Origin of the sequence: Pseudomonas sp. MF6394, assembly GCF_002018845.1 — a bacterium.
Taxonomy (GTDB): domain Bacteria; phylum Pseudomonadota; class Gammaproteobacteria; order Pseudomonadales; family Pseudomonadaceae; genus Aquipseudomonas; species Aquipseudomonas lactis.
This window is the reverse complement of the sequence record NZ_MVOJ01000014.1, coordinates 126,909-144,314: the sequence shown is the minus strand read 5'-3', so window position 1 is coordinate 144,314 and position 17,406 is coordinate 126,909. Positions and strand designations below refer to the sequence as shown.

Genomic DNA, 17,406 nt, shown 5'->3' with positions numbered 1-17,406 from the left:
TCACACCTCGCCTTCGTGCTGCAGTTCAAACAGCAGCAGCGAGCGACCGGTGACCGCGTACTCGTGCTCGAAATCAAAGCGCTCCTGGCCACGCACAGCCGGGTCGTTGGTGTCGAGCAGGCAGGTCCAGAACTCACCCTCCGGTACCGGCGGCAGGCGGAAATTGACCAGGTCGTGATGGGCGTTGACTACCAGCAGCAGCGTAGCGTCGGCCCCGGCGCGGCGAATCCCGGTTTCCTGGGCGCGGCCATCCATCAGCATGCCCAGGCAACGGCCTTGGCTGTCTTCCCATTGCTCGGTGGTCATCTCGTTGCCATCCGGCGCCAGCCAGGTGACGTCCTTCACGCCGATGTCTTCGTTATAGTCGCCCACCAGGAAACGCCCGCGCCGCAGGATCGGGTAAGCCAGGCGCAACTTGATCAGACGCTTGACGAACTTGAGCAGGGCCTTGCCGTCATCGTCCAGGTCCCAGTTGACCCAGCCGATTTCGCTGTCCTGGCAATAGGCGTTGTTGTTGCCGTGCTGAGTGCGAGCGAACTCGTCCCCGGCGACGATCATCGGCGTGCCCTGGGCCAGCAACAGGGTGGCGAAGAAGTTGCGCATCTGGCGCAGGCGCAGCGCGTTGATCTCCGGGTCGTCGGTAGGGCCTTCGACACCGTGGTTCCAGGACAGGTTGTTATTGCTGCCGTCCTGGTTGTTTTCGTCGTTGGCCTCGTTGTGTTTGTCGTTGTACGACACCAGGTCGTGCAAGGTGAAGCCGTCGTGGGCGGTGATGAAGTTCACCGAGCTGTACGGCCTGCGCCCACGGTGGTTGAACATCTCGCCCGAGGCGGTCATGCGCCCGGCGAAGTCGGCGAGTTGGCCGTCGTCGCCTTTCCAGAACGCCCGCACGGTGTCGCGGAAACGGTCGTTCCATTCCACCCAGCCGGGCGGGAAGTTGCCCACTTGGTAGCCGCCGGGGCCGCAGTCCCAGGGCTCGGCGATGAGTTTCAACTGGCGCAGAATCGGGTCCTGGCGGCAAGCCACGAGGAAGCTGTGACGCTCATCGAAGCCGTCGCGGTAGCGCCCGAGGATGGTCGCCAGGTCAAAGCGGAAGCCGTCCACGTGCATCTCGGTGGCCCAGTAACGCAGGGAGTCGGTGACCATTTGCAGCACGCACGGATGGCTCAAGTCCAGGGTGTTGCCGGTGCCGGAATCGTTGATGTAGAAACGCTTGTCGTCGGGCATCAGCCGATAGTAAGAGGCGTTGTCGATGCCACGCATGGACAGGGTCGGGCCGCGCTCGTTGCCTTCGGCGGTGTGGTTGTAGACCACGTCCAGAATCACTTCCAGCTTTTGCTCGTGCAGGTGCGCGACCATCTCCTTGAACTCGGCGATCTTGCCGCTGGCCAGGTAGCGCGGGTCGGGGGCGAAGAACGCGATGCTGTTGTAGCCCCAGTAGTTGGTCATGCCTTTTTCCAGCAGATGCTGGTCGTTGACGAAGGCGTGCACGGGCAGCAGCTCGACCGAAGAAATGCCCAACTGACGGATGTGCTTGAGTACGTCATCTTCCATCAAGCCGGCGCAGGTCCCTCGCACTGATTCGCCAACCGAAGGATGGCGCATGCTGATGCCGCGCAGGTGGGTTTCGTAGATGATCGTGCGGTCCCACGGCACCCGTACCGGTTGGTCGTTGCCCCAGGTGTGCGCCGGGTCGATGACCTTGCACTTGGGCACGAAGGGCGCACTGTCGCGTTCATCGAAACTGAGGTCGTCGTCCGGGTGGCCGATGGTGTAGCCAAACAGCGCTTCGGACCATTTGAGTTCGCCCACCAGTTGCTTGGCGTAGGGGTCGATCAGCAGCTTGTTGTGGTTGAAACGGTGACCATTGGCCGGGTCATAGGGGCCGTATACGCGGTAGCCGTAGATCAGCCCAGGGTGAGCATCGGGCAGGTAACCGTGAAAGATCTCATCGGTGTATTCGGGCAGTTCAATGCGCTCCAGTTCGACCTCGCCGGTATCGTCGAACAGGCACAGCTCTACTTTGGTGGCGTTGGCGGAAAACAGCGCAAAGTTCACACCCAGGCCATCCCAGGTGGCGCCGAGGGGGAAGGGCAAACCTTCACGGATCCGCGACGGCTCATGATCCGGCGTCGCTGTGGTGTTGTCGGGTTTGCTCATCGAGTTGCTCCTGCAAGGGGTCTTTTTTCGGGCCGAACGCCGCCGTACTGACGGTGCTTCAGCGCATGGCATGGACGGAAAAGGGCCTGCAGCGCGCATTGCGTGCTGCAGGCCCGAGAAATCATGGGGCGGGCGGTTTGGGCTTCTTCGGCGCGGCGGGTTTCTTTGCCGCAGGCTTGGCGGCGGCAGGCGCAGCCGGCTTGGGCTTGGCCGCAGCCTTGGGCGCGGTTTTTGGCTTGGCGGCCGGTTTGGGCTTGCTTGGCGTCAGCGCCTCGGCTTCGGCCAGCTTGCGCGCCATCTCCCAGTGGCGATCATGGGCGCCATCGGGCTTGCCTTCAGACTCCCAGATCTGATGCGCCAGTTCGCGAATGCGTTTGTCTTCTTTACTCATCACAAACTCCTCACAGAAAATTTTCAGCTTTCTTGATTATCAGGATTGATAAAGACATTGACCGGGAGATCCCCCAGGGCAGCGCTGATCAAAAGCTCCTTGTTGGGTGTGACTACGCCCGTTTGAAAAAGTCCCTTCCAGTTTTGTGCAGGGGCGGCGAACGGTAATTTCACCCGCGTATCGCCCCAAACCTGCGCATTGATCTGGGGAAACATCCCGTTTTCAAGCAGCAGATAAGTCCAGCGCGGCACCACCACCAGCAACTGCTTGCCTCGATGTTCACGGTAAAACGCAACCACGCGCTCAGCGTGCTGGCCAACCACTTCCAAGGGTGTATAGCTGCCATGGCGCAGCAGCTCCGGGCAGGCTTTACGCAGGCCCAGCACCTGGGCAATCACTGCCTGTTTGATACGCCCGTCGCGCCAGTTGAACAACAGTTCGCCGATGTCCGGTGGTGCCTGCAATGAACGTTGGCGCGCAGCGAAGTCCACCGGGCGACGGTTGTCCGGGTCGACCAGGCTGAAGTCCCAAAACTCATCGCCCTGGTAAATATCCGGCACACCCGGCACGCTCAGATGAAGCAAGGTTTGCGCCAGCCCATTCAGGGCGCCAGCGGGAGCGATGGCCTGGGCCGCGCTGTCCAGGGCACTGCGCAGCGGCGCACCGGCCTCACTGAGTAGCAGGCGCTTGAGGAACCCGTCCACCGCCTGTTCATACGCGTCGTTGGGCGCGCTCCAACTGCTCTGCAACTTGGCCTCGCGCAGGGCTTTTTGCTGCCACTGCCACAGGCGTTGTTGGTACGCCTCCAGATCGGGGTTGGGTTCCAGCGGCCAACTGCCCAGCAGCACCTGATAAAGAATCAGCTCATCACCCGCCGAGGGGCTCTCGGCGCTCTCGCGCAAAGGCTCTGCCAGGCGGCGCCAGTGCTCGACCTGTTCGGCATACCAGGGGGCACACTCGCTGAGCACCGCCAGGCGCGCACGGGTGTCTTCGCCGCGTTTGTGGTCATGGGTAGCGGTGGCCAGCAGGTTGCCAGGGAAAGTCTTCAGGCGCTGTTGATTGGCTGCATGGAAATCGGCCAACGGCGCACTGAATTGCTCGGTACTGAAACCCACATCGTTACGCGACAACAGCACCGCCGAACGATAAAACGCGGTGTCTTCCACGGCCTTGGCGGCAGCTGGCGAGGTCAGTTGCTGGAAGCGCACGCAGGCATGCTTGAGCATCTTGCGCGCGCGGCCCACCGGGCGATTGCGCCATGGCTGGCCACCGAGCCATTGCTCTAGGTGGTCGAGCACCGGCCAGTCGCCCTCGTTGAGGGTGCTGCGCGCACCCTCCATGGCCTGCTGGAACACCTTGTCATCGTCCGCACTGCGGCCCTTGGCGCTGATATAGGTGCGGTACACCGGGAAATGCACAATCAGTTCCTGCAAGGCACGGCGAATGGCGCCCAGGGTCAGATCGCGGGTCATTACGTCATCGCGGGCCACTTGCAGCAGGGCCTGGGCCACGCTTTCGAAGTCGCCGCCCAACGAACCATTGAGGATCTGCTGGCGCGCCAGCCGCGCTTCTTCGCCGAAGGCTGAAGGCCGTTCGCTGTAACGCGTCCACATCTGCGCCAGCGGTGCAAAACCTTCGGGATGGTGTTGCAGTAATGACAACTGGTTCATGAACTCGTAGCCGGTGGTGCCATCCACCTGCCAGTCTTCGCGCAGGGTTTCGCCTTCGCCAAGGATCTTTTCGACAAAGATCGGCAAGTGGCGCTGGGGTGACAGCGCGTCCACCCGCCGACGCAATTTGCGGCAATAGCCACGCGGGTCGGCGAGGCCGTCGATATGGTCGATGCGCAGGCCGTCGACCAGCCCCGCGCTGATCAGCTCGAAAATCTTGCCATGGGTGGCTTCGAACACCGCTGCGCGTTCGACCCGCAGGCCGCCCAGTTCATTGACGTCGAAGAAGCGCCGCCAGTTGATGTCGTCTGCGGCGGTGCGCCAACTGGCCAGGCGATAGGTCTGTTGTTCAAGCAGATGATGCAGGCGCTCGAAGCCCTCGGGCTGGCGACTGTCGAATGCGGCCAGGCGTTGTTCAATAGCGGGTAGCAGCTCGCTGACGCGTTCGGCCAGGGCTTGTTTGAGCGTGACGGCCTCGGCGTAGGCGTCGTGGTGATAGGCGAGGGCGGCGAAGCCTTCGGCCAGCGGTTTAAGTAACTCATCGCTGCCCAGGATCAGGCCGTAGTCCCGTGGGCAAATCGGAAAACGGTGTTCGTAATGCTCGACGTAGAAACTCCCCTGTTCGGCATCGAACTTGAGCGCCAAGGTGCCATTCTGCAAGGCTTCGCCGTAATCGCTGCCGAGGAAGGGCATCAGCAACTGGCCCTTGAGCAGTGGGTCGGGAGAGTGCCACTGGATGTCGAAGAACTCACTGTAGGGACTCAGGCGGCCCCACTCCAGCAGGTCCAGCCACCAAGGGTTGTCCGCGCCGCCCACGGCCATATGGTTGGAGACGATATCGAGGATCAAGCCCATGTCGTGCTCACGCAGCTTGGCGACCAGGCGACGCAACGCCGCTTCGCCCCCCAGCTCTGGGTTGACGCGGGTCGGGTCGACCACATCGTAGCCGTGCATGGAGCCGGCGCGGGCGCTTAACAGGGGTGAGGCATACAGGTGGCTGATGCCCAGTTGGGCGAAATACGGCACCAGCGGCACCGCATCATCGAGGGTAAAGCCTTTATGAAATTGCAGGCGCTGGGTGGCGCGCAAGGGCAGTGCGTTCATCGGTCACGCTCATAGGCTTGGTTGCGCGCCACGGCCAGCAGTTCGAGGCGACGCGCGGCGCTGTCATTGTCGAGCAGGCTGGCGGCTTCGCCGGGCAAGCGGCGGCGCCAATTGGGGTGGGTGTCGAGGGTACCCGGCAGGTTGGCTTGCTCCTCGATGCCCAAAGCATCTTCCAGGGGCAACAATACGAGGGGCGCGCGGGTATGGCCCAGGTAACGCACGCTGGCGTCGATCATATGGTCGGTGTCGTTGCGGATCTCATCGATGAAGTTCTGCGGGTCCTGGCTCAAGGCTTGGCGCAGTGCCTGGCGTTCGCGCAGGCGGTGTTCGCTCCACTGGTCCACGGTGGGCGCGTCGATCAGGCCGAGCTGGATATTCCATTCGATATCGCGGCTGTGCCACCAGCCATTGAGGGTGGGCAAGTCGTGGGTACTGGTGGTGGCCAAGGCGTTGTTGGGCCAATCGAGGATGGGCTTGAACTGGCCGTCATGGTTCTGTTCGAACAGCAGCACCCGCATGCCCAGGATCGAGCGGGCGCTGAGCTTCTCGCGCAGGCCGTCGGGCACGGTGCCCAGGTCTTCACCCAGGACGATGGCCTGGTGTCGGTGCGATTCCAGGGCGAGCAAACGCAGCAGGTCGTCCACCGGGTAATACAAGTAGGCACCTTCGCGGGGTGATGCGCCCAGGGGGATCACCCATAGGCGTTGCAGGCCCATCACATGGTCGATGCGCAAGCCCCCGGCATGGGCGAAGTTGGCCCGCAGCATTTCGATAAAGGCGCGAAAACCATTGCGCTTGAGGCCTTCGGGGGAAAAGGCCGAGATGCCCCAGCCTTGGCCTGCGCGATTGAGAATGTCCGGTGGCGCGCCCACGGTGAGGTCGGCCAGCAGTTCATCCTGGCGGCTCCAGGCCTGGCTGCCGCCACCGTCAGCACCCACCGCCAGGTCAGCGATCAGGCCGATGCCCATGCCGCTGCCACGGGCGGCCTGTTGCGCGCGCTCCAGGCTGCGGGCGATCAGCCACTGGGTGAAGGCGAAATAGCCGATTTCATCGCGGTTGTCTTCGGCGAACTGCGCCAGGGCCGGGCTGTGCGGCGTGCGCCAGGCTTCGGGCCATTGGCGCCAGTCCAGGTCCTCACCGGCGGCGGCCCGCTGGGCCTGTATCGCTTCGAAGCGGCAGTGGTTTTCCAGGGCTTCGCCGCCAGCCTGGCGAAAGCTCTGGAAGTCGGCGTGCTGGGGATGCGCGCCTTGGCGGAAGTCTTCATACAGCGTGCGCAGCAGGCGTTGCTTGGCCTTGGCGGCGGCAGGCCAGTCGATCAGCGTGAGCTGTTCCAGGGCATGCAGCTCATCGGCCAAGCCGGCAGCCTCGATGGCGTTACGCACCTCACGTTCACCGAGGATGCACGCCGGCGAAGCATACAGGCTGTTGAGAAACAGGCGGCTGGAGGGTGAATAAGGGCTGAAGCGCTCGGTGTCGGCACTGAACATCGCGTGCATCGGGCTGATTGCCACGGCGTCGGCGCCGCGCTCGGCGGCTGAACGCACCAGGTGTTCCAGAGCCAGGGTGTCGCCAAAACCGCCATCGCCGAGGCGGCGCAAGGCATACAGCTGGGCGCTCAGGCCCCAGGCGCGAGCGGGTTGGCTGTCGACCGCGTCGGCCACGCTATAGCAATGGCTGGGCGCGACGGCCAGGGTGAAGGTTTGCCCGTCGATATGCACCTGGTGGTAGCCGAGGGCAATGACGCCGGGCAGCACGGCTTCGCCGTCCAGGCGCAACTCGAGGGTTTCGCCGCCTTCCAGGCTGACGCGGCACGGCGTGTCCGGGGCGAAATAGCGCGCCAGGTCCAGGCCCGCGCCACTGTCGGTGGTCATCAAGGGTGGCAGGTGGGTGTCTTGCTGCGCCTGCTCAAGTTGCTGCAGGCTGGCGTCGATCTCGGCATCGCTGTCGGCCGGGTGCCCAAGGCCTTTGAGGACGGCGCGCAGGGCGTCAGGCTTTACATGCTGCGGGCGACCGTTGGCATCGATCCAATCGACGGCCAGGCCTGCACGGCTGGCGAGAATTTCCAGGTTCGCTTCGCTCAAAGCATTTCTCCAACAGGGGATAAGCAAACGCGTGCGCTTAAGGGCGGTAAGTGCGCACCTTGCTGGGCAGGCGTTTGGAAAATAATCGGCTGAGGCGCCGGATGGTCCAGGGGCTGCTCACTCAGGTTCAGGTCGATCTGCAGCACACGGCCATTGCCCAGGCGCCAGCGCGCGGTGACGGCGCGGTCGGCCAGCACGTGCGCCCCGAGCGCCACGGTGCCGGGCAAGTGCGGCACCACGTGCGCGTGACGCAGGCTCAGCAGGTGGCGGTAGAGCTGGGTGTGGTCGTTTTCGACGAAGGAGGGCATCGATTGCAAAAAGGTTTGCAGCGCGTTGGGGTCGGGGATGCGCTGGCGTTGCTCGGGGTCATGGAACGCCGCGAAGTCGGCAAACTCACTGCGCCGGCCTTCACGCACGGCCTCGGCCAGTTCGCCATGATGGTCGGTGAAAAACAGGAAGGGCTCGGCGGCATTTACCTCGTCGCCCATGAACAGCATCGGGATCATGGGGCACAGCAACAGCAGGGCAGTCGCCGCTTTCAGCGCCTCGGGCGAACACAGTTGGTGCAGGCGTTCGCCCAGGGCGCGGTTGCCGACCTGGTCGTGGTTTTGCAGGAACGCCACGAAGGCGCTGGGGGGCAAATCCGCACTGGGTTCGCCGCGGGCATGCCCATGGCGTGTGGTCTCGCCCTGGTAGATGAACCCCTCGGCCAGGCAGCGCGCCAGCTTGGCGGTGGGCTGTTCGGCAAAGTCGCTGTAATAGGCGTCGGTTTCATCGGTGAGCAGCACGTGCAGCACGTTATGAAAGTCATCATTCCATTGCGCGTCGAAATCGTGCTGCAACAGGCTGGCCTGGTTCAGCTCGTTTTCCAGCATCAGCCACACGTGGCGCCCGCCGTCCACCTGCTGGCGTACCCGTTGCGCCAGCTCTTGCAGAAACCCGGGGTTGTCGATGGCGTGAACGGCATCCAGGCGCAGGCCGTCGAAGCGGTATTCGAGCAGCCACATCAGGGCGTTATCGAGGAAGAAATCCCGCACCTCACGGCGTTCAAAATCAATGCCGGCGCCCCAGGGCGTGTGCACGTCCTCCTGAAAGAAACCCTGGGCGTACTGGCCCAGGTAATTGCCATCGGGGCCGAAGTGGTTGTAGACCACATCAAGGATCACCGCCAAGCCGTGGCCGTGGGCACTGTCGATCAGTTGCTTGAGTTGCTCGGGCGTGCCGTAGGTGGCGTGGGGCGCGTAGGGCAGTACGCCGTCATAGCCCCAATTGCGCTCGCCGGGGAATTGCGCCAGAGGCATTAACTCAATGGCGGTGACGCCCAGCTCGGCCAGGCGCGGCAGGTGTTTCTCGACGCCAGCGTAGCCGCCCATGGCACCGACGTGAAGCTCATAGATGATCGCCGTGTGCCAGGGGCGGCCTTGCCACTGGCTGTGGCGCCATTGGTAGGCGAGGGGGTCAACCACCCGGCTCCAGCCATGCACATCCAGCGCCTGGGCCCTGGAAGCAGGGTCGGGTACCGTGTTTTCGCCATCGATATTAAAGCGGTAGAGCGTGCCGGCAGGGCACGCGACTTCGACTTCGAACCAACCACCGGCCTGGGGCAGCATGACGATGGTTTTACCCTGTTCCAATTCAACGCTGACATAAAATGCGTCTGGCGCCCATAACGCAAAGCGCGTGCGGTGCGCGTCCAGCATGATTGCGCCGTGGGGCCAGGTTTCCAGAGTCCGTAACGGCATCTATGAAGACCTCCCTTAGTTGTTCCAATCGCTATTTGTTCGATTTCCCCAGGGCCTTGGCCACCAGTTGTTCGTAGAGTTCGGCGTAGGGTTCCACGGCCTGGCACCAGTTGAACGGCTGGGTCATGGCACGGCTGCGCATGGCATTGAGCAGACCGGGGAAGGCAAACACCTTGAAGGCGCGGCGCAGCGCCTCTTCGTAGCTTTGCACGGTGGATTCATTGAACAGGAAGCCGGTGACGCCATCCTCAATGGTGTCCGCCAGCCCGCCGGTGTTACGCGCCACTGGCAAAGAGCCGAAGCGTTGCGCATACATCTGGCTCAGGCCACACGGCTCATAGCGTGACGGCATCAGCAGGAAATCGCTGCCGGCGAACATGCGGCGCGCATCAGTCTCATTGAAGCCGATGCGTACGCCCACCTGGCCTGGGAAGCGCAGTGCCAATTCGCGCATGGCCTGCTCTTCTTCCGGTTCGCCACGGCCGATGATCGCAATCTGGCCGCCGTTCTCGACGATGAAACTGGCGACGGCTTCGGTGAGGTCCAGGCCTTTCTGGTAGACCAGGCGCGAGACCACCGCGAACAGCGGGCCACTGGATGGCTGCAGCTCAAACAGCTCGCGCACATGGGCGGCGTTGATGGCCTTGCCTTCCCAGTCGCCGATATTGAAGTTGTGGATCAGGTGCGTGTCGGTGGAGGTTTCCCAGCTTTCGTCGATACCGTTGGGAATGCCGCTGAGCAGCCCCTGTTGAGTCTTGCTGGCAAGGAAACCGTCCAGGCCACACCCGAATTCCGGGGTGGTGATCTCCTGGGCGTAAGTGGCGCTCACGGTGGTGATATGGCTGGAATACGCCATCCCCGCCTTGAGAAACGACATCTTGCCGTAGAACTCCATGCCTTCTTGCTGCAAGGCGTGGGGCGGAATGCCCAGCTCTGGCGTCGAGGCCAGGCTGACCACGCCCTGGTAGGCCAGGTTATGAATGGTGAACAGGGTGGGCGTGCGTGACCCACGCCAGTGCATGTACGCCGGAGCCAGGCCCGCAGGCCAGTCATGGGCGTGCACCAGGTCTGGGCACCAGTGGATTTGCGCGAGGTTGGCGGCCATGTCGGCGGCGGCCAGGCCCAGGCGGGCGAAGCGAATATGGTTGTCCGGCCAGTCGCGGCCGTTGTTGGCGCCGTATGGCGTGCCTTCGCGCTCATACAGTTCGGGGCAGATCAGCACATAGATGACCAGGCCATCCGCAAGGTCCATGCGCCCGATCTTGCACGGTGGCAACGCAGCGTGGCCGCCCAGTTCACCGACGATATGAATCGGGTTGTCGCTTTCCATCACTTGCGGGTAACCCGGGATCAGCACCCGCACATCATGCAGGTGCGCCATGGCGCGGGGCAGGGCAGCGGAGACGTCGCCCAGGCCACCGGTTTTCACCAGGTCCGCAAACTCGGAGGTGACAAACAAGACTTTCTTTCGATTCGGATTCTGACTCACGACCGGCCGCACAGTGTTGGGCAGGTCGGCCAAAGACTTAGGCCCTCCTGCCGGCTGACTAAAACGCTCTCCCTGAGTATCTACTGCGGCACTGATCATAATGCACTCCCATCTGTTGGTTGGCTAATGGCCCGCTGCCATCGGCTCCGAGTGGCCGCATCCTGCGGCCAGGCACACAAGCGCTATACAAGCTGGCAAGGCGTATGCCAGTTGTAACGTCGGCTTAAAAAGATTGGATGAGCGGGCATTCGGCCTGAAGCGCGCGTGCTCGCCCTTACCTAAAACTTGACCAGCGGCAGGTTTCGAAAGTTTAGATTTTTTGCGGGGTTTTTGTTTTGGAACGGACCCATCGGTCATGAGTCTAGGACAGATCCCAGCGCCTGCTGGGTTTTCATGCAGATTTTGTAGGACAAAAAACTTTTAACGTTATGCCGCCCTGCCTCTGTAGGAGCGAGCTTGCTCGCGAAAAACCAGAGAGCGCCGCGTAAAACCAGAATGCCCCCGTTATCGTCGGCGTTTTTCGCGAGCAAGCAAGATTGCACCTTAATGGTGCGTCAGCTGAGCCCGCGAATGGGCACGCCGTTGGCCCAAGCCTGGATATAGTCGATCATCTGCTGATAGAACTGCCGGTAATTCTGCTCGCTCACATACCCCACGTGTGGCGTAGCCAGCACATTGGGCAAGCGGCTAAATGGATGGTCAGCCGGCAGTGGTTCCTCGGCATACACGTCCAGCGCCGCCCCGGCCAGGCGACCGCTGCTCAAGGCTTGCACCAGTGCTTGCTCATCCACAATCGGCCCGCGTGCGGTGTTCACCAGCCGCGCGCTGGGTTTCATCCAGGCCAAGGCTTGCGCATCCACCAGGCCACGGCTGCGCTCGCTGAGCACCAGGTGGATGGTCAGGATATCCGCCTGCTCAAACAGCTCGCGCTTGCAGACCCAGGTCACCCCAGATTCCGCCGCACGCTCAGGCGTGAGGTTCTCACTCCAGGCAATCACCCGCATGCCAAACACCTGGGCGAACTTTGCGACTTTCTGGCCAATACTGCCCAACCCCAGAATGCCCAGGGTCTTGCCATGCAGGTCGCCGCCCAGGCCGACCTGCCATCCACCTGCGCGCAGCGAGTTGGCTTCGGCGAGCAGGTTGCGCGTCGAGGCCATGATCAACGCCCAGGTCAGTTCCGGGGCGGCGTGCTTATAACTGTCGGTGCCGCACACCTGAATGCCCAGGGCCTTGGCTGCGGAAAGGTCGATGGCGGCATTGCGCATGCCGCCGGTCACCAGCAATTTGAGCTTGGGCAGCCCTTGCAGCAAGGCTTTGTCAAAGGTTGAGCGTTCGCGCATCAGGCAAATCACTTCGAACCCCTTCAAGCGCTCGATCATGGTGGCGGTATCGGCGGGGTAGTCGTGGAGAAAATGCACCTTGCCTACGCTGTCCAGTGTCGACCAATCCACCACGTTACTGGCCACGTGCTGCCAATCATCCATCACTGCGATCTGTATCGACATGCACGCGGGCCTCGAAAAGGTGGAATTAAAGGGCCTTCAACCCCTGTAACAGGGCTTTATGAAACTGTTCAGGTTCTTCCATCTGCGGTGCATGGCCCAGGCCGGGGAATTCCACCAACGTGGCGCGGGGAATCAGCTTGGCCACCTGCTTGCCCAGCACCTCGTAATGACCGATTTTGGCCTTGACCGCCGGCGGCGCCACATCTTTGCCGATGGCGGTGGTGTCGCTGGTGCCGATCAGCAGCAGGGTAGGCACCTGCAAGTCCTTGAACTCGTAGTACACCGGTTGGGTGAAGATCATGTCGTAAATCAACGCCGAGTTCCAGGCAACCTGCAGATGCCCCGAGCCTTTGTTCAGGCCGGCGAGCATGTCCACCCAGCGCTCGTATTCAGGTTTCCAGCGTCCGCCGTAATAGGTGTTGCGCTCGTAGTTACGTACACCGTCGGCGCTCAGCTTCAGCTCGCGCTGATACCACTGGTCGACGCTCTGGTAAGGCACGCCGAGGGCTTTCCAGTCTTCCAGGCCGATGGGGTTCACCAAACCAAGCTGTTCGGTTTGCTGGGGGTACATCAGCGCATAGCGCGTGGCGAGCATGCCGCCGGTGGAATGGCCGATCACCGTGGCCTTTTGAATGCCGAGCTTTTCCAGCAGTTGATGGGTGTTGGTCGCCAGTTGCTGAAAGCTGTACTGGTAATGGTCGGGCTTGCTGGAGGAGCAAAAACCTATCTGGTCCGGGGCGATGACGCGGTAACCGGCGTCACTCAGCGCCTTGATCGAACCTTCCCACGTGGCACCGCAGAAGTTCTTGCCGTGCATCAGCACCACGCTGCGACCGTTTGGAGTGCCGGTTGCGGGGACGTCCATGTAGCCCATTTGCAGGGATTTGCCTTGGGATTGGAAGGCAAAATGATTCAACGGGTAAGGGTATTCAAAGCCCTGCAACTCAGGGCCGTAGGTATCGGCTAACACGGGCGCAGCGCTGGCCGACAACAGGCCGGCTACGCACAATGTACGGATCAAAGGCATGGGTTTTGGCTCCGAGACAGATGCTCGGATGCTCTTTGCCAGAGATTAACGGGGGATTAAAGCCATTGCAGCGTCAGCGCGGCGAGTACGCCATAACGCAGGCTTTTTGCCAGGGTTACCAGCAGTAGAAAGCGCCATAACGGCTCCCGCATCACCCCAGCCACCAATGTCAGCGGGTCACCAATAATCGGCACCCAACTGAGCAACAACGTCCAGTGCCCCCAGCGCGCGTAATGGCCGCGAGCCTTGTCCAGCTGCCTGGTGCTGACCGGGAACCAGCGTCGCTCTTTGAAGCGTTCCACCGAGCGCCCCAGCAGCCAATTGACCAGCGACCCCAGCACGTTGCCCAAAGTTGCGATGCCCAACAGCAGCCATAGGTTGTAATGCCCGCTGAGCAGCAGGCCCACCAACACGGCTTCCGATTGCAGGGGCAATAACGTCGCGGCGCCAAATGCCGCGGCGAACAGCCCCAGGTAACCCATCAACACCGGTCAGTGAGCCGGGTAGTCCGCTACCACCACGTCTTTGCCCTCACGGGTAAGGCCTATGACTTGATAGGCCTCGCTGCGTCCGTCCACTTCCATGCCTGGCGAGCCCAAGGGCATGCCCGGTGCGGCAAGGCCCAGCAGGTCGTTGCGCTTGCGCAGAGCCAGGACCTGTTCGGCGGGTACGTGGCCTTCGACGAATTTGCCGTCGATGACCGCGGTGTGGCACGAGCCAAGGCGTGGCGCGACGCCCAGGCGTTGTTTCACCGCGCTCATGTCGGCTTCAACGTGGTCGTTGACCTTGAATCCGTTGCTTTCCAAATGGCTGATCCATTTTTTGCAGCAGCCGCAGTTGGCGTCGCGGTGGACGTCGATGGGGATCAGCTCGGCGGCCTGAGCCAGGGTGGTGGTGAACAGGGCACTGAGCAGGGCCAGTCGCAATGGGGTTTTCATCGTGGGTCTCACTGAAGGCGCGGCAATAAGCCGGGCATTCTCCCTGCTTTTGCAGGCATGTTTACAATGTGACGCCGTTGTAATGTTTCTAAATTATACGAAGCCCTGGTTTTCCAGCCTTTGCTTGAGCCGGTCCAGCGCAATCGCCGATAACGCGACCATGCGCTCATGCAAAGACGCCAGTTGCAGTTCGGTCTCGTAGGTCAGCACCCGCTTGAACAGCGTGCCGCCCTGATGAGCGCGCAAGAAATAATGGATGGAACCGTCAACCGCCAGAGAGGTGAACACGGTCTTGAACTCGCTGGGGCGGCGGGCGATTTGTACGCGGTAACTCATGGGGACGCGTATGCCCAGCAGGTCGATGATTTCGGTAAAACGCGTGCCGACCGGTAATGAGCCGGTGGTGCCGGTGTCGGCGCTGAGGGAGGTGGGGTGCCACTCGTGCCAGCGGTCCGGCTGGGTGACATAGTCATAAACCGCCTCGATCGGCGCCTGGATGAAGCGCTCCTGACTGATCTGCTCCAAGCGGACCGAATGCTCAGTCGCGTGCATGACACACCTCCTGTGTGGCGGTTTTTACACTAGGAGCTGTGAGAGTAGCCTGACTCCCGCGCTTTGCACGGGAGTATTCAGACCGTTGATCAACACCCCTCAAGGCGACCCTCCACGGTTCTCCTCAGTCAAAACCCTGATGAGGAGGAGGGGCGACCTAGGCGAGTGAAAATACTCTTTTGTTCTGATTGCCCCCCAGCGCGTGGTGAACTTCGCCGTTATAGAAAGCGGTACGCGCATATCCTGTCAGATGATCACGGCCGTTGCCGCCATTGAGCACGTTGTTACCGGTGCCAGCGTAGAGGCTGTCGTCGCCGTCGCCACCGTCCAGGAAGTTTTGCTTATTCGCGTTGCCAACCCCTGCGTAGAGCCGGTCGTTGCCCTCGTTGCCGAATAGTAACGTGTTGCCCTGACCACCCAAGATCAGGTCGTCTCCGTCATTGCCTTCGGCATAACCGTCGTTGCCGCCCAAGATCAGGTTATCGTTACCCGCTCCACCAAAGAGCGCAGAAATGCCTCCTCCCGCCTGGATGAAGTCGTGGCCGCGGCCGCCATCGACTTGCAGAACATGCTTGACGTCATCATCTACGATCACCCTGTCATCGCCACCGTTGGCTTTGATCCAGAGGCTTTGCTCCGGCCCTTGTGGTGCTTTGGCATCGAGCAGGTAGGACGTGCCATTGATGATGAACTGCAGCTTGTCTCCTGGCCAACTACGCACATGGATGCGATCGGCATCATCACCGGTTTCTACCACAAGCCGGCTGGAGACAATTTTTGGCTTTTCAGCGTCCTTGGTGTTCCACGTAATTTCGCGGCTGAAGGTCACGCCACTTTTCTCCAGCAACCGATGCGTTCGCACGTTTTTGGCCCCTGGCGTCAGGTCGGAGGGCGGATCGTAAGGCGACGGGTCGTTTTTTTTCGGTTCGATGGAAGGCGTGGAATGTCGTGGTACCACTGGGTAAGTGAGAGGAGATAGCATTAGGTGTCCTTCGGTTGATCGTAGAAAGTCTGACGGTGCGTCATGACTACTCTTGCGTGGAAGACCGGCCGAAAGAGTTCCTGGGGGTGAAGGTAGGATGTGATTCAAAGCGTTTGTACTGAGCCTGTATCGGCGACCGATCAGGTCGCGTTTTACTGGCCACGGGTAGCAGGCTGACTATGCAGTTGGTCTCTGCGGTAAGCCCCGGGCTGTTGCCCGGTGATCTTGCGAAATGCCCGGGTAAACGCCGCCACCGACTGATACCCGGCCGCCAGCGACACCTCGGCCACGGTCTGGTCCGCCTTGAGCAACCCACAGGCGTGGCGCATGCGGATCATCAGCAGCACTTGCCCGGGTGACTGCCCGCACAATTCGCTGAAGCGCTTGAAAAACGCCGAGCGCGACAACCCCGTGCAGGCCGCCATGCTTTCCAGGCTCCAGGGCTCGGCGGGGCGGGCGATCAATTGCTCCAGCAAATGCGCGAATGCAGGTGCCCGGCCTAGCGCCGCCAGGCCGCCAAGCTCGGTGTTGTCGAGCACTTGCTGGCGCAACACGTATAGGAACAACAGGTGGCACAGGCGCTCAAGCAGCGCGGAAGAGGGCGCTGGCGTGCGTGCGCATTCTTGCAGGATCAGTTCGAACAGGTTGCGTGCAGCCATCAGCGACGGGTCGCCGGCGCGCAGGATGATCCAGCTGGGCAGGGTGTCGACGATCAGTGTCGACAAGCCGGATTGGAAGTGAAAGAAACCGCAGACTAATCCCACACCGTCAGTGGCCGTGCTGTCGAGGGGCAACATCGCGCGGCGTGGGCACTCCTGGGCGCCGGCTGCCGTGGCTTGGCCGGACAGGCGAAAAGCGAAGTCACGCAGCAGAAACACCGCGTCACCATTATTCAGGTGTTGTGGCCTTGGATCGCCGTCGATATGCAGCCAGCATTCGCCCTGCACGATCAAGTGGAAGCTCGCCTGTGCCAGGCCGTGGGTGCTCGCGTGCCAGTCACCGCAATAGCGGCCGACGTGAAACAAGCTGGTGTTGAGTTCGAGGCTATCTAATAACCAATCGACAAGGACGCTGGACGAATTCATCTAATGGAAAGACTCAAGAGCAAGTAATCGCTACTTTAGCCTATTGAGCGCTTTTTTTAGAACCAACAGACTGGGGCATTCGAACCCAACAGGAGTCCACTTCATGTCCCGCGTACCGCTGCTCACCCCCGAAACTGCCCCGCAAGCCGCCAAACCCTTCCTGGAGAACGCGCTCAAAGGCTCGGGTTTTATTCCTAACCTGCTGGGGGTACTGGCCAACGCACCGGCTGCGCTGGAAACCTACATCACCGTCTCCGGCTTGAATGCCAAGGCCGAGCTGGGCCTGGCCGACCGTGAAGTGGTGCAGTTGATTGCCGCCACCAGCCACGGTTGTGATTTCTGCGTCGCCGGGCACACCGCAGTTGCCCGCAACAAAGCCAAGCTGCCGGAGGAGGTGATCGAGGCCCTGCGCCGCCGCGGTGAATTACCTGACGCACGCTATGAGACACTCGCCGCCTTTACCCGAGAAGTGATCGCCACCCGTGGGGATGTGAGTGATGCGGGCTTTGAGGCATTCCGCGCTGCCGGCTACACCGACGGCCACGCGCTGGAAGTCATCCTGGGTGTCAGCCTGGCAACCCTGTGCAACTTCGCCAACGTGTTTGCCCGCACCCCGCTGAACCCGGAGCTGGCGCAATACCGTTGGGAAAAACCGGCCAACTGATTCGGCGTTGGCC

The 17,406-nt window shown here is 61.7% G+C and carries 14 protein-coding genes; 1 reads left to right on the top strand and 13 read right to left on the bottom strand.

From position 1 onward, the window contains the following. From glgX to MF6394_RS16560, 13 genes are all read right to left on the bottom strand, one after another. A complete protein-coding gene (gene glgX, locus MF6394_RS16620; RefSeq protein WP_032897080.1) occupies positions 1-2,160 on the bottom strand; it encodes a glycogen debranching protein GlgX in 2,160 nt (719 codons plus the stop codon). Between the two features lie 121 nt (positions 2,161-2,281). Next, positions 2,282-2,551 carry a DUF2934 domain-containing protein gene (locus MF6394_RS16615; protein WP_003191595.1) on the bottom strand — a complete coding sequence of 90 codons (270 nt, stop codon included), beginning with the start codon at positions 2,549-2,551 and terminating at the stop codon, positions 2,282-2,284. A 23-nt stretch (positions 2,552-2,574) separates the two neighbouring features. Next, positions 2,575-5,325: a malto-oligosyltrehalose synthase gene (locus MF6394_RS16610; RefSeq protein WP_078467086.1), complete on the bottom strand. Its 2,751-nt coding sequence runs from the start codon at positions 5,323-5,325 to the stop codon at positions 2,575-2,577. Continuing rightward, positions 5,322-7,406, bottom strand: a complete 2,085-nt coding sequence (gene malQ, locus MF6394_RS16605; protein WP_078467085.1) for a 4-alpha-glucanotransferase — start codon at positions 7,404-7,406, stop codon at positions 5,322-5,324. The genes MF6394_RS16610 and malQ overlap by 4 nt, the downstream gene beginning before the upstream one ends. Beyond that, positions 7,403-9,148, bottom strand: coding sequence for a malto-oligosyltrehalose trehalohydrolase (gene treZ, locus MF6394_RS16600; RefSeq protein ID WP_078467084.1), 1,746 nt, complete (start codon positions 9,146-9,148; stop codon positions 7,403-7,405). Before treZ ends, malQ begins: the two co-directional genes overlap by 4 nt. Positions 9,149-9,179: 31 nt before the next feature. Next, on the bottom strand, positions 9,180-10,736 hold the full coding sequence (gene glgA / locus MF6394_RS16595; protein WP_078467083.1) for a glycogen synthase GlgA: 1,557 nt from the start codon (positions 10,734-10,736) through the stop codon (positions 9,180-9,182). A 455-nt stretch (positions 10,737-11,191) separates the two neighbouring features. Beyond that, positions 11,192-12,145 (bottom strand): D-2-hydroxyacid dehydrogenase family protein, encoded by a 954-nt coding sequence (locus tag MF6394_RS16590; protein ID WP_078467082.1) that lies wholly within the window; start codon positions 12,143-12,145, stop codon positions 11,192-11,194. A 25-nt stretch (positions 12,146-12,170) separates the two neighbouring features. Then, positions 12,171-13,172, bottom strand: a complete 1,002-nt coding sequence (locus tag MF6394_RS16585; RefSeq protein WP_078467081.1) for an alpha/beta fold hydrolase — start codon at positions 13,170-13,172, stop codon at positions 12,171-12,173. Between the two features lie 56 nt (positions 13,173-13,228). Next, positions 13,229-13,660, bottom strand: coding sequence for a YqaA family protein (locus tag MF6394_RS16580; RefSeq protein WP_047710983.1), 432 nt, complete (start codon positions 13,658-13,660; stop codon positions 13,229-13,231). A 3-nt stretch (positions 13,661-13,663) separates the two neighbouring features. Then, positions 13,664-14,110 (bottom strand): DUF411 domain-containing protein, encoded by a 447-nt coding sequence (locus tag MF6394_RS16575; RefSeq protein WP_044274191.1) that lies wholly within the window; start codon positions 14,108-14,110, stop codon positions 13,664-13,666. A gap of 93 nt (positions 14,111-14,203) precedes the next feature. After that, the gene (locus tag MF6394_RS16570; RefSeq protein WP_078467080.1) at positions 14,204-14,662 is read right to left on the bottom strand and encodes an SRPBCC family protein; all 459 of its coding nucleotides are present in this window, start codon (positions 14,660-14,662) and stop codon (positions 14,204-14,206) included. Positions 14,663-14,819: 157 nt separating this feature from the next. Further along, on the bottom strand, positions 14,820-15,644 hold the full coding sequence (locus MF6394_RS16565) for a calcium-binding protein (protein ID WP_161952165.1): 825 nt from the start codon (positions 15,642-15,644) through the stop codon (positions 14,820-14,822). 152 nt (positions 15,645-15,796) lie between these two features. Continuing rightward, entirely contained in the window at positions 15,797-16,729 is a 933-nt protein-coding gene (locus MF6394_RS16560) for an AraC family transcriptional regulator (RefSeq protein ID WP_044274184.1), read from the bottom strand. Between the two features lie 103 nt (positions 16,730-16,832). On the opposite strand from MF6394_RS16560, the gene MF6394_RS16555 reads away from it, so the two are divergent. After that, complete coding sequence (locus MF6394_RS16555; protein WP_047710978.1) at positions 16,833-17,393, top strand: carboxymuconolactone decarboxylase family protein; 561 nt, start codon at positions 16,833-16,835, stop codon at positions 17,391-17,393. The last annotated feature ends 13 nt before the right edge of the window (positions 17,394-17,406 follow it).

Coding starts and splice junctions, on each gene's coding strand:
- MF6394_RS16560 (WP_044274184.1), bottom strand. CDS start 16,729: ATGAATTCGTCCAGCGTCCTTGTCGATTGGTTATTAGATAGCCTCGAA.
- MF6394_RS16590 (WP_078467082.1), bottom strand. CDS start 12,145: ATGTCGATACAGATCGCAGTGATGGATGATTGGCAGCACGTGGCCAGT.
- MF6394_RS16575 (WP_044274191.1), bottom strand. CDS start 14,110: ATGAAAACCCCATTGCGACTGGCCCTGCTCAGTGCCCTGTTCACCACC.
- MF6394_RS16610 (WP_078467086.1), bottom strand. CDS start 5,325: ATGAACGCACTGCCCTTGCGCGCCACCCAGCGCCTGCAATTTCATAAA.
- MF6394_RS16585 (WP_078467081.1), bottom strand. CDS start 13,172: ATGCCTTTGATCCGTACATTGTGCGTAGCCGGCCTGTTGTCGGCCAGC.
- MF6394_RS16570 (WP_078467080.1), bottom strand. CDS start 14,662: ATGCACGCGACTGAGCATTCGGTCCGCTTGGAGCAGATCAGTCAGGAG.
- MF6394_RS16555 (WP_047710978.1), top strand. CDS start 16,833: ATGTCCCGCGTACCGCTGCTCACCCCCGAAACTGCCCCGCAAGCCGCC.
- MF6394_RS16565 (WP_161952165.1), bottom strand. CDS start 15,644: ATGCTATCTCCTCTCACTTACCCAGTGGTACCACGACATTCCACGCCT.
- MF6394_RS16615 (WP_003191595.1), bottom strand. CDS start 2,551: ATGAGTAAAGAAGACAAACGCATTCGCGAACTGGCGCATCAGATCTGG.
- treZ (WP_078467084.1), bottom strand. CDS start 9,148: ATGCCGTTACGGACTCTGGAAACCTGGCCCCACGGCGCAATCATGCTG.
- glgX (WP_032897080.1), bottom strand. CDS start 2,160: ATGAGCAAACCCGACAACACCACAGCGACGCCGGATCATGAGCCGTCG.
- glgA (WP_078467083.1), bottom strand. CDS start 10,736: ATGATCAGTGCCGCAGTAGATACTCAGGGAGAGCGTTTTAGTCAGCCG.